Annotated in this window: 18 protein-coding genes; 6 read left to right on the top strand and 12 right to left on the bottom strand. The window is 65.8% G+C overall.

Annotated features, from left to right (window positions below; translation table 11 throughout):
* Positions 1-259 precede the first annotated feature (259 nt).
* Positions 260-1750, top strand: coding sequence for a DHA2 family efflux MFS transporter permease subunit (locus AC0WRY_RS14405; protein ID WP_194407609.1), 1491 nt, complete (start codon positions 260-262; stop codon positions 1748-1750).
* A 62-nt stretch (positions 1751-1812) separates the two neighbouring features.
* Here the strand turns inward: AC0WRY_RS14405 and AC0WRY_RS14400 are convergent, their stop codons facing one another.
* Together AC0WRY_RS14400 and AC0WRY_RS14395 are read right to left on the bottom strand one after the other, a co-directional pair.
* Positions 1813-2511 (bottom strand): RlmE family RNA methyltransferase, encoded by a 699-nt coding sequence (locus AC0WRY_RS14400; protein WP_194407608.1) that lies wholly within the window; start codon positions 2509-2511, stop codon positions 1813-1815.
* A 1-nt stretch (position 2512) separates the two neighbouring features.
* Complete coding sequence (locus tag AC0WRY_RS14395; protein WP_194407607.1) at positions 2513-3598, bottom strand: Ppx/GppA phosphatase family protein; 1086 nt, start codon at positions 3596-3598, stop codon at positions 2513-2515.
* 211 nt (positions 3599-3809) lie between these two features.
* Between AC0WRY_RS14395 and AC0WRY_RS14390 the strand changes: the two genes are divergently transcribed.
* A complete protein-coding gene (locus AC0WRY_RS14390; RefSeq protein ID WP_194407606.1) occupies positions 3810-6182 on the top strand; it encodes a xanthine dehydrogenase family protein molybdopterin-binding subunit in 2373 nt (790 codons plus the stop codon).
* 99 nt (positions 6183-6281) lie between these two features.
* Here AC0WRY_RS14390 and AC0WRY_RS14385 read toward each other — a convergent pair whose 3' ends face one another.
* Positions 6282-7082, bottom strand: a complete 801-nt coding sequence (locus AC0WRY_RS14385; protein WP_194407605.1) for a hypothetical protein — start codon at positions 7080-7082, stop codon at positions 6282-6284.
* Positions 7083-7187: 105 nt separating this feature from the next.
* Between AC0WRY_RS14385 and AC0WRY_RS14380 the strand changes: the two genes are divergently transcribed.
* The 3 genes from AC0WRY_RS14380 to AC0WRY_RS14370 all read left to right on the top strand — a co-directional run bounded on the left by AC0WRY_RS14380 (position 7188) and on the right by AC0WRY_RS14370 (position 10637).
* Positions 7188-7679 (top strand): YaiI/YqxD family protein, encoded by a 492-nt coding sequence (locus AC0WRY_RS14380; protein WP_194407604.1) that lies wholly within the window; start codon positions 7188-7190, stop codon positions 7677-7679.
* A gap of 2 nt (positions 7680-7681) precedes the next feature.
* Positions 7682-9493 carry an ABC-F family ATP-binding cassette domain-containing protein gene (locus AC0WRY_RS14375; protein WP_194407603.1) on the top strand — a complete coding sequence of 604 codons (1812 nt, stop codon included), beginning with the start codon at positions 7682-7684 and terminating at the stop codon, positions 9491-9493.
* Between the two features lie 64 nt (positions 9494-9557).
* Entirely contained in the window at positions 9558-10637 is a 1080-nt protein-coding gene (locus AC0WRY_RS14370; protein WP_194407602.1) for a D-TA family PLP-dependent enzyme, read from the top strand.
* On the opposite strand, the gene AC0WRY_RS14365 is transcribed toward AC0WRY_RS14370, so the two are convergent.
* Entirely contained in the window at positions 10638-11540 is a 903-nt protein-coding gene (locus AC0WRY_RS14365; protein ID WP_491123270.1) for a LysR family transcriptional regulator, read from the bottom strand. It lies immediately after the preceding gene.
* A 92-nt stretch (positions 11541-11632) separates the two neighbouring features.
* Here AC0WRY_RS14365 and AC0WRY_RS14360 point away from each other — a divergent pair, with 92 nt between their 5' ends.
* Entirely contained in the window at positions 11633-12850 is a 1218-nt protein-coding gene (locus AC0WRY_RS14360) for an MFS transporter (RefSeq protein WP_194407601.1), read from the top strand.
* Positions 12851-12859: 9 nt separating this feature from the next.
* On the opposite strand, the gene AC0WRY_RS14355 is transcribed toward AC0WRY_RS14360, so the two are convergent.
* The 8 genes from AC0WRY_RS14355 to AC0WRY_RS14320 form a co-directional block, all read right to left on the bottom strand.
* Complete coding sequence (locus AC0WRY_RS14355) at positions 12860-14044, bottom strand: TIGR03862 family flavoprotein (protein WP_246776503.1); 1185 nt, start codon at positions 14042-14044, stop codon at positions 12860-12862.
* Positions 14045-14177: 133 nt separating this feature from the next.
* Positions 14178-15095 (bottom strand): SDR family NAD(P)-dependent oxidoreductase, encoded by a 918-nt coding sequence (locus AC0WRY_RS14350; protein ID WP_194407599.1) that lies wholly within the window; start codon positions 15093-15095, stop codon positions 14178-14180.
* A 269-nt stretch (positions 15096-15364) separates the two neighbouring features.
* The gene (locus AC0WRY_RS14345) at positions 15365-15844 is read right to left on the bottom strand and encodes a MaoC family dehydratase (RefSeq protein ID WP_194407598.1); all 480 of its coding nucleotides are present in this window, start codon (positions 15842-15844) and stop codon (positions 15365-15367) included.
* Entirely contained in the window at positions 15845-17563 is a 1719-nt protein-coding gene (locus tag AC0WRY_RS14340) for an AMP-binding protein (protein ID WP_491123269.1), read from the bottom strand. It lies immediately after the preceding gene.
* 128 nt (positions 17564-17691) lie between these two features.
* A complete protein-coding gene (gene mmsB, locus AC0WRY_RS14335) occupies positions 17692-18579 on the bottom strand; it encodes a 3-hydroxyisobutyrate dehydrogenase (RefSeq protein ID WP_194407596.1) in 888 nt (295 codons plus the stop codon).
* Positions 18580-18604: 25 nt separating this feature from the next.
* Entirely contained in the window at positions 18605-19672 is a 1068-nt protein-coding gene (locus AC0WRY_RS14330; RefSeq protein WP_194407595.1) for an enoyl-CoA hydratase/isomerase family protein, read from the bottom strand.
* Positions 19669-20814, bottom strand: a complete 1146-nt coding sequence (locus AC0WRY_RS14325) for an isobutyryl-CoA dehydrogenase (protein WP_194407594.1) — start codon at positions 20812-20814, stop codon at positions 19669-19671. The genes AC0WRY_RS14330 and AC0WRY_RS14325 overlap by 4 nt, the downstream gene beginning before the upstream one ends.
* A gap of 23 nt (positions 20815-20837) precedes the next feature.
* Positions 20838-22334, bottom strand: a complete 1497-nt coding sequence (locus AC0WRY_RS14320) for a CoA-acylating methylmalonate-semialdehyde dehydrogenase (protein ID WP_194407593.1) — start codon at positions 22332-22334, stop codon at positions 20838-20840.
* Positions 22335-22375 lie beyond the last annotated feature (41 nt).

The raw sequence follows: 22375 nt of genomic DNA, 5'->3' as shown, positions 1-22375 counted from the left end.
CCGCTGTCATTCCGGGACGCGACAAAGTCGCGAACTATGGTGCGCAATTGCGCACCTGGGCATCCATTCCACAGAGGTCCCGCGGCCCAATGGATTCCGGGCTCGCGCCAAGTGGCGCGCCCCGGAATGACGGACACGGAGGGTCATCCCGTCGTCACGCAGGATTTAGGTGCCATGCGTCGATCCGCAATGGTCGCAGGCCGGCGGCGGTGATAAGCCGCAAGCACACCTTCCTTCCGATTTCCCTTACCAATCCGTCATGGTCGACAAGCAACGCATCATTCCGCTGATCGTGGCCACCGCGCTCTTCATGGAAAACATGGACTCGACGGTGATCGCCACCTCGCTGCCGGCGATTGCGGCCGACATCGGTACCAGCCCGCTGACGCTGAAGCTCGCGATCACCTCCTATCTGCTGTCGCTCGCGGTGTTCATCCCCGCGAGCGGCTGGACCGCCGACCGGTTTGGCGCACGGATGGTGTTCGCGATTGCGGTCGGCGTGTTCATGGTGGGCTCGGTCGGCTGCGCGCTCTCCTCCTCGGTCACCGATTTCGTGTTCGCCCGCATCCTGCAAGGCATGGGCGGGGCGATGATGACGCCGGTCGGGCGCCTCGTGCTGCTGCGCTCGGTCGACAAGAGCGCATTGGTCAACGCCATGGCATGGGTGACGGTGCCGGCCCTGATCGGCCCCGTGATCGGACCGCCGCTCGGCGGCTTCATCACGACCTATGCGTCCTGGCACTGGATCTTCCTGATCAACATCCCGATCGGGCTGCTCGGCATCTTCATGGCGCTGCGCTTCATCGATCCCATCAAGAGCGAGACCCGGGAGCCGTTCGATCTCTACGGCATGGTACTCGCCGGCATCGGGCTTGCCGGCATCGCGTTCGGGCTCTCGGTTGCCGGACTGAACCTCTTGCCATGGAGCACGGTGGCCGCGCTGGTCGTAGGCGGTGCGATCTCGATGACGCTGTATGTCCTGCACGCCCGGCGCACGGGCTCGCCGGTGCTCGATTTCTCGCTGCTGAAGCTGCCGACCCTGCGCGCGGCCGTGCTCGGCGGCTTCCTGTTCCGGCTCGGCATCGGCGCGCTGCCATTCCTGCTGCCGCTCCTGATGCAGATCGGTTTCGGGCTGTCACCGTTCCATTCGGGTCTCGTCACCTTCGCCTCCTCGCTCGGGGCCATGGGCATGAAGACCCTGGCGGCACGCCTGATCCGCACCTTCGGCTTCCGCAATTTGATGACGGTGAACGCGATCGTCAGCGCGTTCTTCCTCGCGGTGTGCGCGCTGTTCACGGTGACGACGCCGCTGCTCATCATCATGGTGATCCTGGTGGTCGGCGGCTTCTTCCGCTCGCTGGAGTTCACCGCGATCAACACGGTCGCCTATGCCGACGTCGAGACCGCGCAGATGAGCCGCGCCACCACGCTCGTCAGCGTCAACCAGCAACTCGCGGTCTCGACTGGCGTCGCCGTCGGCGCGGCGTGCGTCGAGACCACCATGTGGTTCAACCATGTCAGCGAGATCGATGCCACCGTGTTCGCGCCGGCCTTCGTCGTGATCGCGCTGACCTCGGCGGCGTCGAGCTGGTTCTTCTGGCAGATGCCGGCTGATGCCGGCCACGAGATCTCAGGCCGCAAGGCCGTTGAGATCGCGAGCCGCAAGGGCGCCGGCAAAGGCATAGAAAAGGCGGCGGTCAAGGCGGCGAGCGAGGATACGCAGGACGTGCGGGATCAGCGGCTGGGGTGACGACCTCCTCGGTCATTTCGGGGCGATGCGAAGCATCGAAACCGGAATGACGGAGTTTGCGGCTACGCTGTTCCCTCGCCGCGAAACCCTGTCGCCAGCACGTAGCGTTCCGAAGAATCCTGTCGGCTCGCCGCCGGCTTGACGTGGCGCACGGCGGCGAAGTCGCGCTTGAGCTGGGCGAGCAGGTCGGCGTCGGCGCCGCTCTGGAACGTCTTGGCCAGGAAGGTGCCGCCGGGCTTGAGCACGTCGCAGGCAAAGGCGGCCGCGGTCTCGACCAGGCCGACGATGCGGAGCTGGTCGGTCTTGCGGTGGCCGGTGGTGTTGGCGGCCATGTCGGACATCACGACATCGGCGCCACCGCCCAGCATCGCGGTGAGCTTCTCGGGCGCATCGTTGTCCATGAAATCCAGCTGCGCGAAGTCGACGCCGGGAATCTCCGGCATCTCCAGGAGATCGATCGCGACGACCTTGCCCTTGCCCTCCGTCGATCCGACGCGCTTGGCGGCGATCTGGCTCCAGCCGCCGGGCGCGGCACCGAGGTCGACCACGGCCATGCCGGGCTTCAGAAACCGAAACTTGTCGTCGATCTCGAGCAGCTTGAACGCCGCGCGCGAGCGATAGCCCGCCGCCTTGGCCTTGACGACATAGGGGTCGTTGAGCTGCCGCTCCAGCCACAGCTTCGACGACAATTTGCGCTTGCCGCCGGTCTTGACCTTGGTCTTGACTTGGACGTGCAAGCGGCCGGTGGTGTCCTTGGCCATCTCACCAGCTCCTGAGCGCGCCGTCCTCGCGCATCATCTCGACCAGCATGCCCTCGCGCAGGCCCCGGTCGGCGACGCGCAGGCGCGGCAGCGGAAAGGCGCGGCGGATCGCATCGAGGATGGCGCAGCCGGCGAGAACGAGATCGGCGCGCTCGACGCTGATGCAATTGTTGGCCGCGCGCTCCTCGTAACTCATGCCGAGCAGCTTGTTGATGGTCGCGGTGATGTCGGAATCGTTCATCCAGATGCTGTCGATGCGGCGGCGATCGTAGCGCGCGAGGTTGAGATGGATGCCGGCGAGCGTCGTCACGGTGCCCGACGTGCCGAGCAGGTGCATGTCGGCGAGATCGCCGCCATGTTCTTCTGCGAACGGGGTGACGTGGTTCGCGACCTCCTGCTCCATCGCGGCGTAGATCTCCGGCGTCACGTCGCGTCCGCCGAACTGCTCGGCGAGCGTGACGACGCCATAAGGGATCGACATCCAGGCCTTGATGCGCGGCTCCGGATTGTCCGCGTCGCGCTCGATCCGCACCAGCTCAGTCGAGCCGCCGCCGATGTCGAACAGGATTGCGCCCCGCCCCCTCGGGTCGACCAGCGGCGAGCAGCCGAGCACCGCGAGCGAAGCCTCGGTCTCGCGGTCGATCACCTCCAGCTCGATGCCGGTCTCGGCCGCGACCCGGCTGCGGAACCCCTCCGCGTTCGAGGCTGCGCGGCAGGCCTCGGTTGCGATCAGCCGCAACCGGCGCGCCTTCCGCAAATTGATCTTGTCGCGGCAGACGCTAAGCGCGGCGATGGCGCGCTCGATCGCGGCATCGCTGATGCAACCGGTCGCCGAGACGCCCTCCCCGAGCCGGATGATGCGCGAGAAGGAATCGACGACACGAAAGCCGTCCTGGGTCGGACAGGCGATCAGCAGCCTGCAATTGTTGGTGCCGAGGTCCAGCGCCGCATAGACGCCGGTTCCCGGCGCCTGCGCGCCGACGGCCGGATCGGTGGCCAACGCCACCGCCGCCATCGACCCCTCCAGCTCACCGTGCGGCCCATGTTGGCTGACATGGCCGTCGCGGAGCCGCGTGTGGTCATTCATACAAACTGTCTTTCCGAGGCCGGTCGGGCCGGTCAGGAATTGCTTTTTCGCCTGAAACATTAGCAGCGCGGCAGGCCTGCGCAACATCGCATCACATGGGACCATGCCCATTCGTGCGTTGTCGTGAACTGAGCCGTGGGCTATTTTCGAAGGGTCCGGTCCCCCAGGCGCCCTCCCAAACGCGCAATTGCCGGCTTTTCAGGTCAATTCCATGCAAGAACACACCAAATCGTCCACGCTCGAAAACGCTATTGCACTGCAAAAATATGGCGTCGGGCAGCCCGTCCGCCGCAAGGAGGACGACACGCTGGTGCGCGGCAAGGGCCGCTACACCGACGATTTCAACCTGCCCGGCCAGGCCCATGCCGTGGTCGTCCGTTCCACCCATGCCCATGGCACCATTCGTGGCATCGGCATTGATGCCGCCAAGGCGATGCCGGGCGTGCTCGGCGTGTGGACCGGCAAGGACCTCGATGCCGCCGGTTACGGCCCGTTCACCTGCGGCCTGCCGCTGAAGAGCCGCGACGGCTCGCCCTTGCTCCAGACCAACCGCCAGCCGCTGGCGACCGAAAAGGTCCGCTTCGTCGGCGATCCCGTCGCCTTCGTGGTGGCGGAGACGCTGGCGCAGGCCCGCGATGCCGCCGAGGCCGTCGAGCTCGACGTCGCGCCGCTCCCGGCCGTGACGGACCCCGAGGAAGCTGCCAAGCCCGGCGCGCCGCAGCTCTATGAGCACATCCCGAACAATGTCGCGCTCGACTACCACTATGGCGACGTGGACAAGGTCAACGCGGCCTTCGCCAGCGCGGCCCATGTCACCAGGATCGACATCGAGAACACCCGTGTCGCCGTGGTCTCGATGGAGCCGCGCGTTGGACTAGCCTCCTACGACAAGAAGACCGAGCGCTACACGCTGCAGGTGCCGACGCAGGGCGTCGCGGGCAACCGGGCCAATCTCGCCAAGAACCTGAAAGTGCCGAACGAGAAGGTGCGCATCCTCACCGCCAATGTCGGCGGCTCCTTCGGCATGAAGAACATCAACTACCCCGAATACATGTGCATCCTGTATGCGGCGAAGGCACTGGGCCGCCCGGTGAAATGGCTCGACGAACGCTCGACCGCCTTCCTCTCGGACAGCCACGGCCGCGCGCAAAAGATCCATGCCGAGCTCGCGCTCGACGCCGAAGGGCATTTCCTCGCAGCCAGGCTGTCCGGTTACGGCAATCTCGGCGCCTATATCACCGGTGTCGCGCCCGGACCGCTCTCGCTCAACACCGGCAAGAATTTTTCCAGCGTCTACCGCACGCCGCTGATGGCCGTCGACATCAAGGTGGTGCTGACCAACACCACGCTGATGGGCGCCTATCGCGGCGCCGGTCGGCCGGAGGCGAACTATTACATGGAGCGGCTGATCGACCGCGCCGCCGACGAGATGGGCATCAATCGGCTGACGCTGCGCAAGCGCAACTTCATCAAGCCGAACCAGATCCCGTTCGCGGCCTCGTCCGGCGTCACCTATGACAGCGGCGACTTCCAGGCCGTCTTCAACAAGGCGCTGGAAATCTCCGACCACGAGAATTTCGCCAAGCGCAAGAAGGAGAGCAAGAAAGCCGGCAAGCTGCGCGGCATCGCCGTCGGCTCCTATCTCGAGGTCACCGCGCCGCCGAGCCCCGAGCTCGGCAAGATCGTGTTCGAGCCTGACGGCAGCGTGCAGCTGATCACCGGCACGCTCGACTACGGCCAGGGCCATGCCACGCCGTTCGCGCAGGTGCTGAGCGCGCAGCTCGGGGTGCCCTTCGAGAGCATCAAGCTGGTGCAGGGCGACAGCGACATCGTCCACACCGGCAACGGCACCGGCGGCTCTCGCTCGATCACGGCGAGCGGCCAGGCCATCGTGGGGGCAGCCAAGCTCGTCATCGAGAAAGGCAAGCGCGCAGCCGCACACATGCTCGAAGCATCCGAAGCCGACATCGAATTCGAAGGCGGCAACTTCACGATCGCCGGCACCGATCGCAGCATCGACATCATGGAGCTCGCCAAGCGCCTGCATGACGGCAAGATGCCGGAGGGCGTGCCTGATTCACTCGACGTCGATCACACCAGTGAACCGATCGCCTCGGCCTTCCCCAACGGCTGTCACGTCGCCGAGGTCGAGATCGATCCGGAAACGGGCGTGGTGCAGATCGTGCGCTACAGCGCGGTCAACGATTTCGGCACCGTGATCAACCCGCTGCTGGTCGCAGGCCAGCTCCATGGCGGCGTGGTCCAGGGCATCGGCCAGGCGCTGATGGAGCACATCCGCTATGACGAGAGCGGTCAGCCGATCACGGGCTCGCTGATGGACTACGCTTTGCCGCGCGCCGAGGACGTCCCCAACATGACGGTCGGCGATCACCCGGTGCCCGCCACCACCAATCCGCTCGGCAGCAAGGGCTGCGGCGAGGCCGGCTGCGCGGGCAGCCTGTCGACGGTGGTCAACGCCGTGCTCGATGCGCTCTCGGATTACGGCGTCAAGCACATCGACATGCCGCTGACGCCGGAGCGTGTCTGGCGCGCGATCCAGGACGCGAAGAGCAAGGCGGCGTAGGGCTGTTTGTCATTTCCGGGGCGATGCGAAGCATCGAACCCAGAACCTCGAGATTCCGGGGTCGGTCCTGCGACCGCCCCGGAATGACGGTCTAGAATATTACGCCGCCGCCTGCTCCCGCGGCTGGTAGATCGCGGTGTGCTGGCAATGCGCCAATGGCGTCGTGCCGTTGCCGACGACCAGCGCGTCGAGCTCGACGAAGCGGTGGCCTTTCTTCTCGTAATTCGCGGTAACCTTTGCCCGCGCGGTGATCTCGTCGCCGGCGCGCGCGGCGGACAGCAATTGCATGCGGCTGCCGACATGGATCCACGGACCCAGGATCGTGTTGTCCACCAGCACGCGGTTCATGACGCGCTGGATCAGGCCGGGATGGCCGAGCCCCTCGCGCGCGAAGATCGGGTCCTTCTCCCTGACATCAGTGAGATAGTCCGCCGCATCCTGCCCGGCCCAGCGGCGCGGCGCCGTGCCCAGCCATTTGCCCGCCTCGAACGTCGCGGGACTGACCGGCTTGCGCTCGTCCACCACGGGCACCGCGAGATAGTCGCTGAGCGACACCGCCGGCGCGGCCGCCGGCAACGAGGCCGTGCCCGTGGCGCACAGTGTGGTGCGGCTGAACACCTCGATGGTCAAGAGGCCGTTGTGCTCGGTCGCATCGACATCGGCGGTCTCACCGTCATAGACCGGCTTGATGAAGCGGGCCTCGACCAGGCCACGGCTCAGGAAGTCGCGCCCCCAGCGCGCGATCGGCACGTGCATCATGTAGGCGAAGACGTCGACGCCAGGGACCAGCCCGCCTTCAAAGCCGAAGCGGCGCGCCACATTGTCATCGTGCATCTTGTTTTCGGATTGTTTGGCGGTGTTGTAGGCCTCGACGCGGTAGGTTTCGAGCCGGTTCGGCATGGCTGGCGTTCCCGATATTCTTGTTGTTTCGGGCCGATCGTAGGCCCCCGGGAACAGCGGTCAATCCCCTCGCCTTTGGGCCCTGAATGCGGTACCACGCGGCGAATGACCGACATCCCCACCCGCATCTATGTCGACGCCGACGCCTGTCCGGTGAAGGACGAGATCTACCGCGTGGCGCTCCGGCACGGCGTGCCCGTCAGCGTCGTCGCCGGCAATTTCATCCGCGTGCCGCAGGACCCGTTGATCGAGCGCATCGCCGCGGGCAGCGGCATGGACGCGGCCGACGACTGGATCGCAGAGCGCGCCCGGCCCGGCGATGTCGTCGTGACCTCCGACATCCCACTGGCCAGCCGCTGCGTGAAGGCGGGCGCCGATGTGATCGCGCCGAACGGAAAACCGTTCACCGAGGAATCGATCGGCATGACGCTGGCGGTGCGCAATCTGATGACGGATCTGCGCTCGGCCGGCGAAGTCACCGGCGGCCCGCGATCGTTCTCCCCGCGCGACCGCTCCACCTTCCTCTCGGCGCTCGACCAGACGCTGCGCCGCATTCAGCGCCGCCGCGCGGATACAGCCGCAACCAGCCAGAGCTGACCATGGCGCCCCCCCTGATCCAACTCAAAGACATCAAGCTGACCTTTGGCGGCACGCCGCTGCTGTCGGGCGTCGAGCTCAATGTCGCACCATCCGAACGCGTCTGCCTGATCGGCCGCAACGGCTCCGGCAAGTCCACGCTGCTGAAGATCGCGGCCGGCATCGTCGAGCCCGACGGCGGCACGCGCTTCGTGCAGCCCGGCGCCACCGTGCGCTATCTGCCGCAGGAGCCCGATTTCGGTGAGCACAAGACCACGCTCGCCTATGTCGAGTCCGGCCTCGCGCCCGGTGACGACCAGCATCAGGCGCGCTATCTCCTCGAGCAGCTCGGGCTCACCGGCGGTGAGAATCCGCACAATCTCTCCGGCGGCGAGGCGCGCCGCGCGGCGCTGGCCTATGTGCTGGCGCCCTCGCCCGACATTTTGCTGCTGGACGAGCCGACCAACCATCTCGATCTCGCCACCATCGAATGGCTGGAACAGGAGCTCGACTCCAGGCGCAGCGCGCTCGTCATCATCAGCCACGACCGCCGCTTCCTCACCAATCTGTCGCGCTCGACCGCCTGGCTCGATCGCGGCAGGATCAAGCAGATCGACCGCGGCTTTGCCTCCTTCGAGGCCTGGCGCGACGAGGTGCTCGCGGAAGAAGAGCGCGACCAGCACAAGCTCGACCGCAAGATCGTCGACGAAGAGCACTGGCTGCGCCACGGTGTCTCCGGCCGGCGCAAGCGCAACGTCAAGCGCCTCGCCAATCTGCACACGTTGCGCGACCAGCGCCGCAACTATCGCGGCACGGCCGGCACCGCCAGCCTCGCGGCTTCCGAAGCCGAGCAGTCGGGCAAGCTGGTGATCGAGGCCAAGGGCGTCACCAAGGCCTACGGCGAGCGCAAGATCGTCGATAATTTTTCGATCCGCATCCAGCGCGGCGACCGCCTCGGCATCATCGGCCCGAACGGCGCCGGCAAGACCACCCTGGTCAACCTTCTGACCGGCGGCATGGAGCCTGATTCCGGCACCGTGCGGCTTGGCGCCAATCTGGAGACGGCCACGCTCGACCAGCACCGCGAAAGCCTCGATCCCAAGTCGACGCTCGCGGAGGCCCTGACCGGCGGCCGCGGTGACCAGATCATGGTCGGCGGCAAGCCGAAGCACGTCGTCGGCTACATGAAGGACTTCCTGTTTGCGCAGGAGCAGCGTGGCACGCCGGTGGAGGTGCTCTCCGGTGGTGAGCGCGGCCGGCTGATGCTGGCGCGCGCCCTCGCAAAACCCTCGAACCTCCTGGTGCTGGACGAGCCGACCAACGATCTCGATCTCGAAACGCTCGACGTGCTCGAGGAGATGCTCGGCGACTACGACGGCACGGTCATCCTGATCAGCCACGACCGCGACTTCCTCGACCGCGTCGTCACCTCCGTGATCGCGCCGGAGGGTAACGGCAAGTGGACCGAATATGCCGGCGGCTACAGCGACATGCTGACCCAGCGCGGCGCGGATCTGAAGCGCGAGACGGCCAAAGCAACTCCGGCTGCCGAGAAGAAAGAGGGGCGCTCTGCTGCCCCCGCCTCCGCGCCGAAGCGCAAGCTGAGCTTCAACGACAAGCATGCGCTGGAGACGCTGCCGAAGAAGATGGAGGCGCTGCAAGCCGATATTGCAAAACTGCAGCGCGTGCTTGACGATCCCAACCTCTACGCCAAGGATCGCAAGAAATTCGACGACACATCAGCTGCGATCGCCAAGGCACATGAAGAATTATCCGCCGCCGAGGAGCGCTGGCTCGAACTTGAAATGCTCCGCGAAGAGATCGAACAGGCATAGCGCGCATTCCGCAAAAGCGGGCACCGGTTTTGCGATCAGAATGCACGCCAACCAAGAGACTCCCATGACAACTCCCCTCGCCGCCAAGATCGCCCGCGAATACGGCACGCCCTGTGCCGTCATCGACATGGACAGGGTCGAGCGCAACATCGCGCGCATTCAAAAGGCCTGCGACGAGGCCGGAATCGCCAACCGGCCGCACATCAAGACGCACAAGAACCCGACCATTGCGAAGATGCAGGTCGCGGCCGGCGCCAAGGGCATCACCTGCCAGAAGATCGGCGAGGCCGAGATCATGGCCAATGCCGGCATCGACGATATCCTGATCAGCTACAATCTTCTCGGCGAGGAAAAGATGGCGCGTCTCGGCGCGCTGAACGCCAAGACCAACATGACGGTCGCCGCCGACAATTCGACCGTCGTCGCCGGCCTGCCCAAGGCCGCCGCGGCGTCGGGCCGCCCGCTCTCTGTCGTGGTCGAGTGCGATACCGGTCGCAAGCGCGCGGGCGTCGAGACGCCAGCGGAGGCGATTGCGCTGGCGCGCGAGATCGCGGGATCGAAGGGTCTCGAGTTCGCGGGCTTCATGCTCTATCCGACCGAGACCGGCTGGGCCGACGCGCAGAAATTCTACGACGAGGCGCTGGCCGGCGTGCGCGCGCACGGGCTGGACGCGAAGATCGTCTCGACCGGAGGCACGCCGAACCTCGTCAACATCGGCAAGCTCAAGGGCGGCACCGAGCATCGCTTCGGCACCTACATCTACAACGACCGCATGCAGGTCGCGGCCGGCTCTGCCACGTGGGACGACTGCGCGCTGCACATCTACTCGACGGTGGTGAGCCGCGCCGCGCCCGAGCGCGGCATCCTCGATGCCGGCTCGAAGACGCTGACGACGGACACCGGCGGCCTCGACGGCCACGGCCTGATCCTGGAGCACCCCGAAGCCAAGATCGCAAAATTCGCCGAGGAGCACGGCTTCCTCGACCTCTCCCGCAGCAACACGCGCCCGAACGTCGGCGACGTCGTCCGCATCGTGCCGAACCACGTCTGCGTCGTCGTCAACATGATGGACGAGGTGGTGATGGTGCGCGGCGATGAGATCATCGGCACGCTGCCGGTCGCAGCACGCGGCAAGCTGCGGTAGCTAGCCCTCAATCAGCGCCCGGAGTTCCCGGACCAGACCATCACGGAAGAGTCTGATCGGCCGCTCCAGCCGACCGGCTGGGGCACGATGTACCACCCATGCGCGCACGGCAGGCTTGAAGTCGCGCGCGGCAATAGGCTTGAGCTTCTCGCGAAACGCGCTGTGCTTCAGCGCAATCGGGGTGACCAGCCCGACGCCGAGACCGCGCGACACCAGCGACAGCCGGAGCTCACTGTCCAGCGCCTCGACGGCGATACTGAACGGCAGATGCTCGGCATCGAACTTTCGCTTCAGCGTGTCGCGAAATCCGCAACCGTCCGGATTGATTACCCACGATAGCTGCGACAGCCGTTCAAGGTCGACAGTGCGCGGGATCTTCATGTCGCGCGCGACGACGAAGACGACGGGCTGCGCGCCGAGATCGTCGGCGACAAGATCGGCAGGCGGCACTGCGCCGTCAGGCAGACAAATCGCGGCCACGTCCAGCTCGTTGCGGCAAACACGCTCGAGCTGGTTCGGCGACCAACCGGAGACCACCCGCACGGCCAGCCCCGGAAATTCGGCGCGCACCGCATCGAGCGGTCCGGTCAGCCCAGCCTCTGAAAGAAACGGCGTCAGACCGAGCCTGAACTCGCCGCGCACGATGCCGTCGTTAGCCACACCCGACTTGAGATCGTCCAGCATCCTGAGCAGGCGCCGGCCCTGCTCATAGGCCTCATGGCCCGCCGCCGTTGGCTTCAGAGGCTTCGAGAGCCGGTCCAAAAGCTGCGCCCCCAGCATCTCCTCGAGATTCTGGATACGTCGGGTCACACCGGGCTGCGTGAGATTGAGACGCGCCGAAGCCGCGACGATCGATCCGGTCTCGACCACGGCGACGAAGGCCACGAGGTCATGGGTGTTCATAAGAAACTCGCATAATCTTTATAGACTTATTTGAATTGTAGCATATTGATAGTGCCGCTTAAAGGGTCTCCGCACCACGACTGCGAGGGCCCATGACCGCTTCCGAAACGACAACGCCTGAGTCTCGAAACCAGCTTGCCGAGCGGCCCCTGATCTGGCTCGGCGCGATCACCGCCGGTGTCGTCGTCACCAATCTGTTCGCACCGCAGATCCTGCTCGGCCTGATCGGCCAGTCTTTGTTCATGCCCGCCTGGCAGGCTGGCCTGATCGGCACGCTGACCCTGTTCGGCTATGCCCTCGGCCTGCTGCTGCTCGTGCCACTGGTCGATCTTGTCGAGAACCGGCTTGTCATCCTGCGGACGCTGGGCTGCGCCATCCTTGCAGCGCTTGCGACGGCGTTCGCGCCAACGCCGATACTTCTACTGCTCGCGACTTTCATCCTCGGCGCCTCCTGCGCTGCAATCCAGATGATGGTTCCGTTGGTCGCATCCATGGTGGCGCCGGATCGTCGTGGCGGGGCCATCGGCGAGGTCATGGGCGGATTGATGATCGGTATTCTGTTGTCACGGCCTGCGGCGAGCCTGATCGCTGATCTCTGGAGCTGGCGGGCTTATTACGTCGTCTCGGCCGCTCTGATGGCGCTGCTTGCCGGCGCGCTCGCCCGTTACCTTCCCACTCTTCAACCCTCGGCACGCGCGAGCTACGCCGAATTGCTCCTTTCCTTTCCACGGCTGCTGCGCGAAGAGCCCGTGCTGCGCGTACGCGCCTGGACGGCCTCCCTCGTCATGGCCTCCTTCACGGCCTTCTGGTCGGCGGTCGCGCTGCGGCTGCCGGAGGCACCGTTCAACCTCGACGCCCGGGGAATTGCGGCGTTCGCGCTGATCGGCGTCGCGGGCGCCGCGGCGACACCGATGGCCGGCCGATGGGGCGACAAGGGCCGGGCACGTCCGATGTTCTTCGCGGCACATTTGCTCATCATCGGCTCGCTCGCACTTTGCGCATGGGCGGGCATGCTGGAATCCCGCATCGCCGGCCTGCTCGTGCTGAGCCTCGGCACCATCCTGCTCGACGTCGGCATCACCACAGACCAGACGCTGGGCCGCCGCGCCATCAACCTTTTGCGTCCGGAAGCCCGCGGCCGCATGAACGGCCTGTTCGTCGCGCTGTTTTTTATTGGCGGTGGTGTCGGCGGGGCGGCGGCATCGCTGGGCTGGAGCTACGGCGGCTGGACGATGGTCTGCGCGGTGGCGGCAAGCTTCGGCGTGCTGGCACTCCTCACCAGCCTCATCACCCGAACCGGCACGTCATAACCGGGAAGGTCACGGCGATAATTGGCTGAGCCAACCCAATACACCCCTGCCCGCCGCGGCCCCGGTCGCAAACGAGGCCTGCAGCAGATAGCCGCCGGTTGGCGCCTCCCAGTCCAGCATCTCGCCGGCGGTGAACACGCCTGGCAGCTTGCGCAGCATGAAGTGATCGTCGAGCTCTTCGAACGTGATCCCGCCCGCGGTCGAGATCGCGCGCTCGATCGGGGCGACGCCGGTGAGCTGAACTGGAATGGCGTTGATCAGCTTTGCGAGCTCGGCCGGCGAGAACGCGGCCAGCGGCCGGCCGGAGGCGATGGCGGCCTCCTGCATCAGGCCGATGCCGACAGGCGGCACTTGCGCCGCCTTGCGCAAAAAGTTCGCCAGCGATTGCTTGCCGCGCACGCCTGAGAGTCGCGTCGTCAGCGCAGCCGTGTCGAGGTCGGGCCGCAACGCGATCATCAGCGTTGCCTGCCCCAGCCCAAGCACCGCCTCGCGCAGCTCCGCCGACAGCGCATAGATGGCGCCGCCCTCGATACCGCTGCGCGTGATCGTGGCTTCTCCGCGCACCGTATGCGCACCGACTGTCAACGCCACGCCCTTGAGCGGCTGTCCCTCGAAACGATCGCGGAACACATCTGACCAGGCCACCGTGAAGCCGGAATTGGCGGGCCGCAGCTTTGAGATGGCGACGCCCTTGGCACCGAGGAACTCGACCCAGCCGCCATCTGAGCCGAGCCGCGGCCAGCTCGCGCCGCCGAGCGCGAGGACCGTGGCGTTGGCAACGACAGCCGCCTCGCCATCCGGCGCTCGAAACACCAGACGCCCCTCGCCGTCCCAGCCCGTCCAGCGATGACGGAACGCAAACGATACGCCGCTCGCTGCAAGTCTCCGCAGCCAGGCGCGCAACAGGGGGGAGGCCTTGAACGCTTTTGGAAACACCCGGCCGCTGGTGCCGACAAAGGTCGGCTCGCCCAAGGCTTCGCTCCACGCCCGCAACGCCTCGGGCGAAAATGCCTCGATCGCGGCTTGCAGCTTCGGCGCTGCCTCGCGATAGCGCGCCATGAACTGCGGCAGTGGCTCGCTGTGGGTGAGATTGAGCCCGCCCCGGCCCGCCATCAGGAATTTCCGGCCCGCCGACGGCATCGCGTCGTACACGGTGACGCGGGCGCCGCCCTGCGCCAGCACTTCCGCCGCCATCAAGCCGGCAGGGCCGGCGCCGATGATTGCGATGCGGGAGTCGGTTGAGGTCATGGCTGGAGTTTAAGGCAGATTCTCGCGCCTAGCTCGTCATTCTGGGGCGCGCCACTTGGCGCGAACCCGGAAGGACAACTCAGAGCTTGATCCCCGCCCGTGCCGCGGCCTGCGCCACATATTTCTGCGTCTGCTCGAATGCGCCCGTGAGCGCCTTGGCCTTCGACATGTCGCTGATCTCACCGAAATGCGCGGCGACCGCGTCCGGGGTCCAATCGGATTCCGGCAGGTTGATGCCTTCGCTCTCCATGATCTTGATCACGGCGAACGAGCCGGCGCCAGCGCCCATGATGGTGCGGGTCGGCGCGTCCTCGCTGAGCATATACTCGACCGCCGGCGTGATCGCGTTCGGCTTCATCAGCTGCAGCGCCTGCGGCGGCAGCAGCTCTTCGGTCATGCGGGTCGCCGCCGTCGGCGAGATGATGTTGACGCGGATGTCGTTCTTGCGGCCTTCCTCGGCGAGCACGTTCATCAGGCCGACCATGCCGGATTTCGCCGCGCCGTAATTGGCCTGGCCGAAATTGCCGTAGAGTCCGGAGGACGAGGTCGTCAGCACGATGCGGCCGTAGCTGCGGTCGCGCATGCCGGCCCAGGCCGCCTTGCAGCAATAGAAGGTGCCGACGAGATGCACGTCCAGCACTTTCTGGAAATCGGCCGCATCCATCTTGCCGAACGACTTGTCGCGCAAGATGCCGGCATTGGCGCACAAGAGGTCGACGCTGCCCCATTCCTTGGTGGCGCGCTCGACCATGGCGGTGACCTGCTCGAAATTCGAGACGTCGGCGCCGTCGGCCATCGCGGTGCCGCCGGCCTTGCGGATCTCCTCGACCACGGCCTCCGCCGGTGACAGCGAGCCGCCAGTGCCATCGCGCGCGCCGCCGAAATCGTTGACCACGACCTTGGCGCCGCGGCTGGCCAGCCCAAGCGCATGCGCCTTGCCGAGACCATTGCCCGCGCCGGTGACGATGGCGACGCGTCCGTCGAACCTGATTGCCATGATGCAGTTCCTGCTTCTTCTTCCTTCTCCCCTTGTGGGAGAAGGTGGCATAGGCGGCAAGCGGCCGCCGTACCTAAAATGGACGCCGACGCGTAGCGTCGGCTACGGCGCCGGATGAGGGGTTGTCGCTACAGGCGAGTCCGCGGAGAGATACCCCTCACCCGGCTTCGCTCCGCGAAGCCACCCTCTCCCACAGGGGGAGAGGGTTACACCGCGCTTCGGGTCAGCTTTTGAGCAGCGATAGGTGGCCGGGTCAAGCCCGTGCCGCCCTACGCGAAATAGATCAACCCCAGCCAGTCCGCGACCAGCGCCGGCTTGTCTTCGCCTTCGATCTCGACCGTGACATTGGTGCGGGACTGCAGCTCGTTCGGCTTGCGCAGCTTGGCTTCCGCCAGCACGAAGCGTCCGCGGATACGCTTGCCCGAGCGCACCGGCGAGATGAAGCGCAGCTTGTCGAAACCGTAATTGACACCCATCGTGGTGCCCGCAATCGCCGGCATCACTTCATAGGACATTACCGACAACATCGACATCGTCAGGAAGCCGTGCGCGATGGTGGTGCCAAACGCCGTTTCCTTCTTGGCGCGCTCGGGATCGACGTGGATGAACTGGTGATCCTCGGTCACGTCGGCATAGGTGTCGATGCGGGGCTGGTCGATCAGATGCCACGACGACACGCCGATCTCCTTGCCGACCAGGGCCTGATAGGCCTCGAGCGTGATCGGCGGCGACTTCCAGATTTGGTTCACTTAGCTCTCACTCCGTGTTTTCGACAACTCCGGAAAATCCTCCTCGCGGAATTCCCGGCCACGCAGGGGATCCTCGCGATCGTCGTCGCGTTCGAGCCGTCGTAGCTGCACGCGGCGGATTTTGCCAGAGATCGTCTTTGGCAGCTCGGTGACGATTTCGAGGCGGCGAATGCGTTTGAACGGGGCAAGCCGCGTGTGCAGATGCCGGAAGATCGAGAGCGCCGTCTCCGGCGTTCGGTCTGCGCCGGAGGTCAGCAGCACGAACGCCTTGGGGACGGCAAGGCGGATCGGATCCGGGCTCGGCACGACAGCGGCTTCCGCAACGAGCTCGTGCTCCAGCAGCACGCTCTCGAGCTCGAACGGGCTGATGCGATAGTCCGACGATTTAAAGACGTCGTCGGAACGGCCGACGAAGGTGAGATAGCCCTCGTCGTCCTCGAACACGACGTCGCCGCTGCGGTAGAGCTCACCCTCGGCGCCGGACAGTTGGCCATCGGCACCCTGGTAACCCTGCATCAGGCCGGCGGGACGGTCAGCGCCGAGCACCAGCGTGACCTCGCCTTCTCTGGCAGGCTGGCCGTCGGCATCGCTGATCTGCACGCGATAACCCGGCAGCGGCCGGCCCATCGAGCCGACCTTGATCTTTTGCCCCGGCGAGTTGCCGGCCAGCGCAGTGGTTTCGGTCTGGCCATATCCGTCGCGGATGGTGAGACCCCAGGCCGCCCGCACCTGGTCGATCACTTCCGGGTTAAGCGGCTCGCCGGCGCCGCAGACCTCGCGAAGCGCGACCTTGAACGAGGCAAGGTTCTCCTGGATGAACAAGCGCCACACCGTCGGCGGCGCGCATAGCGTGGTGACGCCGCAGCGGCCGATGGTGGCGAGCAGGGCTTTCGCGTCGAAGCGCGGCTGGTTGACCACGAACACGGTGGCGCCCGCGTTCCACGGCGCAAAGAAGCAGCTCCAGGCATGCTTGGCCCAGCCGGGCGAGGAAATGTTAAGATGGACGTCACCGGGCTTCAGCCCGATCCAGTACATGGTCGACAGATGCCCGACGGGATAGCTGCGCTGGCTGTGCCGGACGAGCTTTGGTTTTGCCGTCGTGCCCGAGGTGAAATAGAGCAGCATCGGGTCGTCGGCGTTGGTCGGGCCGTCCGCCGCAAAACTTTCGGAGGCCTTCGCGGCTTCGTCGTAAGCGAGCCATCCGTCGGAGGCGCCGCCGACCATGATGCGAACGATGTTCTCCGCGCCAAGGCCTGCGAATTTCGCAACCTGATCCTCGGCGGCCACCACGGCCCTCGCCTTGCCGCGATCGAGACGATCGCGCAGCTCGTCCGCGGTGAGCAGCGTCGTTGCGGGAATTACGACGACGCCGAGCTTCATCGCCGCCAGCATCGTCTCCCACAGCGGAACCACATTGCCGAGCAGCAACAGAAGATGATCGCCACGTTTCAGGCCCTGCGCACGAAGGAATTTCGCGACCTGGTTCGAGCGCTTGGAAAGCGCCGCGAACGACAGCTTGGTCTGCTTGTCCTGCGCGGCATCGACGATCCAGAGCGCGGGGCGGTCCCTGCTCTCCGCATTCGCCGCCAGCTCGGCGTCGAACCAGTCGAGCGCCCAGTTGAAGGGAACCGGATCCGGCCAGCGGAAACCTTTGACCGCGGCCTCGTAATCCGTGCGGTGGTCCAGCAGAAACGCGCGTGCGTCCAAAAATGTCGTCATGATCCGGGCCCGTCGAATGAGCGTTCGAGCGTAGCCCGGATGGAGCGAAGCGCAATCCGGGGCCGGTCGCGCCAGTCGAGGGAATTGTCCCGGATTTCGCTTCGCTCCATCCGGGCTACGAAGCTTCGCTATTTTCCAGCGAGGCTGCGAACGTGCTTGATAATTCCGGAAAAATCCACCCCACCCTGGCCGGCTGCGTCGAAAGACTGATAGATCTCCTGCGCGTGCTTGCCGAGCGGCGTCGCGGCACCCGCGGCCTTGGCGGCGTCCTGCGCCAGCGTCAGATCCTTCACCATCAGCGCCGAGGCAAAGCCCGGCTTGTAGTCGTTGTTCGCGGGCGAGGTCGGCACCGGGCCGGGCACCGGGCAATAGGTCGTCAGCGACCAGCACTGGCCTGAGGAAGTCGATGCGACGTCGAACAGCGCCTGATGCGAGAGCCCGAGCTTCTCAGCCAACGCAAAGGCCTCGCTGACCGCGATCATGGAAATGCCGAGGATCATGTTGTTGCAGATTTTGGCCGCCTGCCCTGCACCGGCCCCGCCGCAATGCACGATCTTCTTGCCCATGTTTTCCAGCACCGGCTTGGCCGCGGCGAATGCCTTGTCCTCGCCTCCGCACATGAAGGTGAGCGTCGCGCCCTTGGCGCCGCCGGTGCCGCCGGAGACCGGCGCATCGACCGACAGCACGCCGCTCTTGGCAGCCAACGCATGCGCGGCCCTCGCGCTCTCGACATCGATGGTGGAGCTGTCGATGATCAGCGCGCCCTTGGCCATGGCGGGCACGACCTCGTTCCAGACGCCGAGCACGTGCTTGCCGGCGGGGAGCATGGTGACGACCACATCGGCGCCCTTCACCGCGGCGGGCGCGCTGTCGGCGATGCCCGCGCCGTCGGCCTTGGCTTGCGCACGCGAGGCCTCGACGAGATCGAACGCCACCACCTTGTGGCCGGCCTTCACGAGGTTAGCCGCCATCGGGCCGCCCATGTTGCCCAGACCAATGAATGCGATCGTGGCCATTGTCGTTTCCTCCGCTGTCGCGTTGTTAGGTAAACTTCAGCTCATCCGCGCCGATCTCGGCAAGATACGGCGCCAGCATCTGCGGCGTCACATCCTCGATTGCTCGCGGCGACCACGTCGGATTGCGATCCTTGTCGATCACCGCCGCACGCACGCCCTCGCGAAAATCATCGCTGCGGAAGACTTCCAGGGCAGCGCGGTATTCGCGCACCAGACACTCCTCCAGGCTCGATGAAGCGCGCGCGAGCCGCAACAGCTTCAGCGTCACCACCATGCCGCGCGGCGATTTCTCGCTCAGCGTCTTCAGCGTGGCCAGCGCAAAGTCGGAGCCATCGCGCTTCAGCGCCGCAAAGATGTCCTCCATGCGGTCGAAGCCGAACAAGGCATCGATAACAGGCTCCTTTGCGGCCACCGGCCCCGTGCTCTCGCCGGTCGCAAAGCCGTCGATGAGCTTGCTGACGTCCGCTGCGGTCGCACCGGAGCGGACTTTCGTCAGCGCCTCGCGCAGCTCCGGCAATCTCGAAGCCGGCACGACCCAATCGGCGAACTTCGCATGGATCGCGTCCGGCCCGTTCATGGTCTGGCCGGTCAGTCCGAAATAGGTGCCGACCTCGCCCGGCGAACGCGACAAGAGATAGGTGCCGCCGACATCGGGGAAGAAGCCGAGGCCAACTTCGGGCATCGCCAGCTTGGTGCGATCCGTGACGACGCGATGGCTGGCATGGGCCGACAGGCCGACGCCGCCGCCCATCACGATGCCGTCCATGAAGGCGACATACGGCTTCGGAAACTTCTTGATGCGGGCGTTGAGGATGTACTCCTCGCGCCACAGGATCTTGCCGAGGTCGCCGTTGACCTTCGAGCTTTCCCAGAGCGTGCGGATGTCGCCGCCCGCGCAGAGGCCGCGCTCGCCGGCACCTTCCAGCACGATCACGGCAACGGCAGGATCGGCCTCGAAACGGTCGAGCGCCTTGTCGACGTCGCGAAACATCTCCAGCGTCACGGCATTGATGGCCTTCGGACGGTTCAGCCTGATGATGCCGGCCGCACCCTCGACGCGGGCGACGAGATCGCCCTCCTCCGCTTCGCTCATCGCGCGCCCTCGATCAGCTTGCGCGCCACGATCAGCCGCATGATTTCGTTGGTGCCTTCGAGAATCTGGTGCACGCGAAGATCGCGCACGATCTTCTCGATGCCGTACTCGCTGAGGTAACCATAGCCGCCGTGAAGCTGCAGCGCGTGGTTGGCGACCTCGAAGCCGACGTCGGTGCCGAAGCGCTTTGCCATCGCGCACAGCATGGTGGCATCGGGGTCCTTGCGGTCGAGCGCCGCGGCGGCGCGCCACAGGAAGGTACGCGCGGCCTCGAGCTCGATTGCCATGTCGGCTAGGCGGAATTGCAGCGCCTGGAATTCGTCGAGGCGCTTTCCGAACGCCTTGCGCTCCTTCATGTAGGCGCGCGCCTTGTCGAGCGCGGTCTGGGCACCGCCGAGCGAGCACGCCGTGATGTTGAGGCGGCCGCCGTCGAGGCCGGCCATCGCGATCTTGAAACCGATGCCCTCCTCGCTCAGCCGGTTGGCGACGGGCACGCGGGCGTTCTCGAACATCACCGCACGGGTCGGCTGCGCATTCCAGCCCATCTTGCGCTCATTGGCGCCGAAGGAGACGCCCGGCGTCTTGCCGTCGATCACGAGCGTCGAGATGCCACCGGGACCGTCGCCGCCGGTGCGCACCATCGCGACCAAGAGGTCGGTACCGCCGGCGCCGGAAATGAACTGCTTCTGGCCGTTGAGGACGTAATGAGCGCCGTCGCGCACGGCGCGGGTGCGCAGAGCTGCCGCGTCGGAGCCGGCGCCCGGCTCAGTCAGGCAGTAGCTCGCGATCAGCTCCATGGTGCAGAGCTTCGGCAGCCATTGATGGCGCTGGGTGTCGCTGCCATAGGCATCGATCATCCAGGACGCCATGTTGTGGATGGAGATAAAGGCGGACGTGGTCGGGCAGCCCGTCGCCAGCGCCTCGAAGATCAGCGCCGCATCGAACCGCGTCATCGCGGATCCCCCGACATCGTCGCGAATGTAGATGCCGCCCATGCCGAGCGTTGCCGCCTCGCGCATGACCTCGACGGGGAAATGCTTTTCCTCGTCCCAGCGCAGCGCGTGCGGCGCGATTTTCTCCGCCGCAAACGCCAGCGCCATGTCGCGAAATGCGATCTGATCCTCGTTCAGAGCGAACTGCATCCCCGGCCTCGCTCCTGAAAGGATTACTTCATCAGCGGGATCGAGAACTCCGCGCCTTCCTTGACGCCGGACGGCCAGCGCGACGTTACCGTCTTGGTCTTGGTGTAGAAGCGAATGGAGTCCGGGCCGTGCTGGTTGAGATCGCCGAAGCCCGACTTCTTCCAGCCGCCGAAGGTGTAATAGGCGATCGGCACCGGGATCGGCACGTTGATGCCGACCATGCCGACATTGACCTTGGCCGCGAAGTCGCGCGCGGCATCGCCGTCGCGGGTGAAGATGGCAACGCCGTTGCCGTAGTCATGGTCCGACGGCAGCGCCAGCGCTTCCTTGTAGTCATGCGCGCGCACGACCGAGAGCACGGGGCCAAAGATCTCTTCCTTGTAGATCCGCATGTCCTTGGTGACGTTGTCGAACAGCGAACCGCCGAGATAGAAGCCTTTCTCGTAGCCCTGCATCTTGAAGCCGCGGCCGTCGACGGCGAGCGTCGCGCCTTCCTTGATGCCGATGTCGATATAGCCTTTGACCTTCTCGACCGCCTCGCGCGTGACCAGCGGGCCGTAATCGGCCGACGGATCGATCGAGGTGCCGATCTTGAGGCTTTCGACGCGCGGGATCAGCTTTTCCATCAGCCGGTCGGCAGTGGACTTGCCGACGGGCACGGCAACCGAGACGGCCATGCAGCGCTCGCCGGCCGAGCCGTAGCCGGCACCGATCAGCGCGTCGACCGCCTGGTCCATGTCGGCGTCGGGCATGATGATGGCGTGGTTCTTGGCGCCGCCGAAGCACTGGCAGCGCTTGCCGGTTTGCGCCGCGCGCTCATAGATGTACTGCGCGATCGGCGTCGAGCCGACGAAGCCGACGGCCTTGATATCGGGATCGTCCAGGATGGCGTCGACCGCCTCCTTGTCGCCGTTGACGACGTTGAGGATGCCGGCGGGCAGGCCCGCCTCGATCATGAGTTCAGCGAGCAGCATCGGCACGCCGGGATCGCGCTCCGAAGGCTTGAGGATGAAGGCGTTGCCGCAGGCGATCGCGGGCGCGAACTTCCACATCGGGATCATCGCGGGGAAGTTGAACGGCGTGATGCCGGCGACGACACCGAGCGGCTGGCGCATCGAATAGATGTCGATGCCAGGGCCTGCGCCTTCGGTGTACTCGCCCTTCATCAGATGCGGAATGCCGCAGGCGAACTCGGCGACTTCGAGGCCACGCTGGATGTCGCCCTTGGCGTCGGGTACGGTCTTGCCGTGCTCGCGCGCCAGCAGCTCGGCGAGCTTGTCGTAGTCGCGCTGCACCAGCTCGACGAATTTCGACATGACGCGGGCGCGGCGCTGCGGGTTGGTCGCGGCCCATTCGGGCTGCGCGGCGCGCGCGTTCTCGACGGCGGCGCGGACCTCGGCCTTGGACGCCAGCGCCACCTTGGCCTGGACGTCGCCGGTCATCGGCTCGAAGACGTCGGCGGTGCGGTTTGAGGTGCCCTTGACCTCCTTGCCACCGATGAAATGTCCGATTGAGCGCATGGAATGATCTCCTGAGGTCCGAGCTTGAACGCTTTGACAAA

The sequence above is a fragment of the Bradyrhizobium sp. T-12 genome (assembly GCF_058314695.1).
This window is presented reverse-complemented; position numbering and strand designations above follow the sequence as displayed.

Coding starts and splice junctions, on each gene's coding strand:
- AC0WRY_RS14390 (WP_194407606.1), top strand. CDS start 3,810: ATGCAAGAACACACCAAATCGTCCACGCTCGAAAACGCTATTGCACTG.
- AC0WRY_RS14405 (WP_194407609.1), top strand. CDS start 260: ATGGTCGACAAGCAACGCATCATTCCGCTGATCGTGGCCACCGCGCTC.
- AC0WRY_RS14320 (WP_194407593.1), bottom strand. CDS start 22,334: ATGCGCTCAATCGGACATTTCATCGGTGGCAAGGAGGTCAAGGGCACC.
- AC0WRY_RS14380 (WP_194407604.1), top strand. CDS start 7,188: ATGACCGACATCCCCACCCGCATCTATGTCGACGCCGACGCCTGTCCG.
- AC0WRY_RS14375 (WP_194407603.1), top strand. CDS start 7,682: ATGGCGCCCCCCCTGATCCAACTCAAAGACATCAAGCTGACCTTTGGC.
- AC0WRY_RS14400 (WP_194407608.1), bottom strand. CDS start 2,511: ATGGCCAAGGACACCACCGGCCGCTTGCACGTCCAAGTCAAGACCAAG.
- mmsB (WP_194407596.1), bottom strand. CDS start 18,579: ATGGCCACGATCGCATTCATTGGTCTGGGCAACATGGGCGGCCCGATG.
- AC0WRY_RS14360 (WP_194407601.1), top strand. CDS start 11,633: ATGACCGCTTCCGAAACGACAACGCCTGAGTCTCGAAACCAGCTTGCC.
- AC0WRY_RS14370 (WP_194407602.1), top strand. CDS start 9,558: ATGACAACTCCCCTCGCCGCCAAGATCGCCCGCGAATACGGCACGCCC.
- AC0WRY_RS14365 (WP_491123270.1), bottom strand. CDS start 11,540: ATGAACACCCATGACCTCGTGGCCTTCGTCGCCGTGGTCGAGACCGGA.
- AC0WRY_RS14355 (WP_246776503.1), bottom strand. CDS start 14,044: ATGGCGGCGGAAGTGCTGGCGCAGGGCGGCGCCCGCGTCACCGTGTAC.
- AC0WRY_RS14340 (WP_491123269.1), bottom strand. CDS start 17,563: ATGACGACATTTTTGGACGCACGCGCGTTTCTGCTGGACCACCGCACG.
- AC0WRY_RS14385 (WP_194407605.1), bottom strand. CDS start 7,082: ATGCCGAACCGGCTCGAAACCTACCGCGTCGAGGCCTACAACACCGCC.
- AC0WRY_RS14350 (WP_194407599.1), bottom strand. CDS start 15,095: ATGGCAATCAGGTTCGACGGACGCGTCGCCATCGTCACCGGCGCGGGC.
- AC0WRY_RS14395 (WP_194407607.1), bottom strand. CDS start 3,598: ATGAATGACCACACGCGGCTCCGCGACGGCCATGTCAGCCAACATGGG.
- AC0WRY_RS14330 (WP_194407595.1), bottom strand. CDS start 19,672: ATGAGCGAAGCGGAGGAGGGCGATCTCGTCGCCCGCGTCGAGGGTGCG.
- AC0WRY_RS14325 (WP_194407594.1), bottom strand. CDS start 20,814: ATGCAGTTCGCTCTGAACGAGGATCAGATCGCATTTCGCGACATGGCG.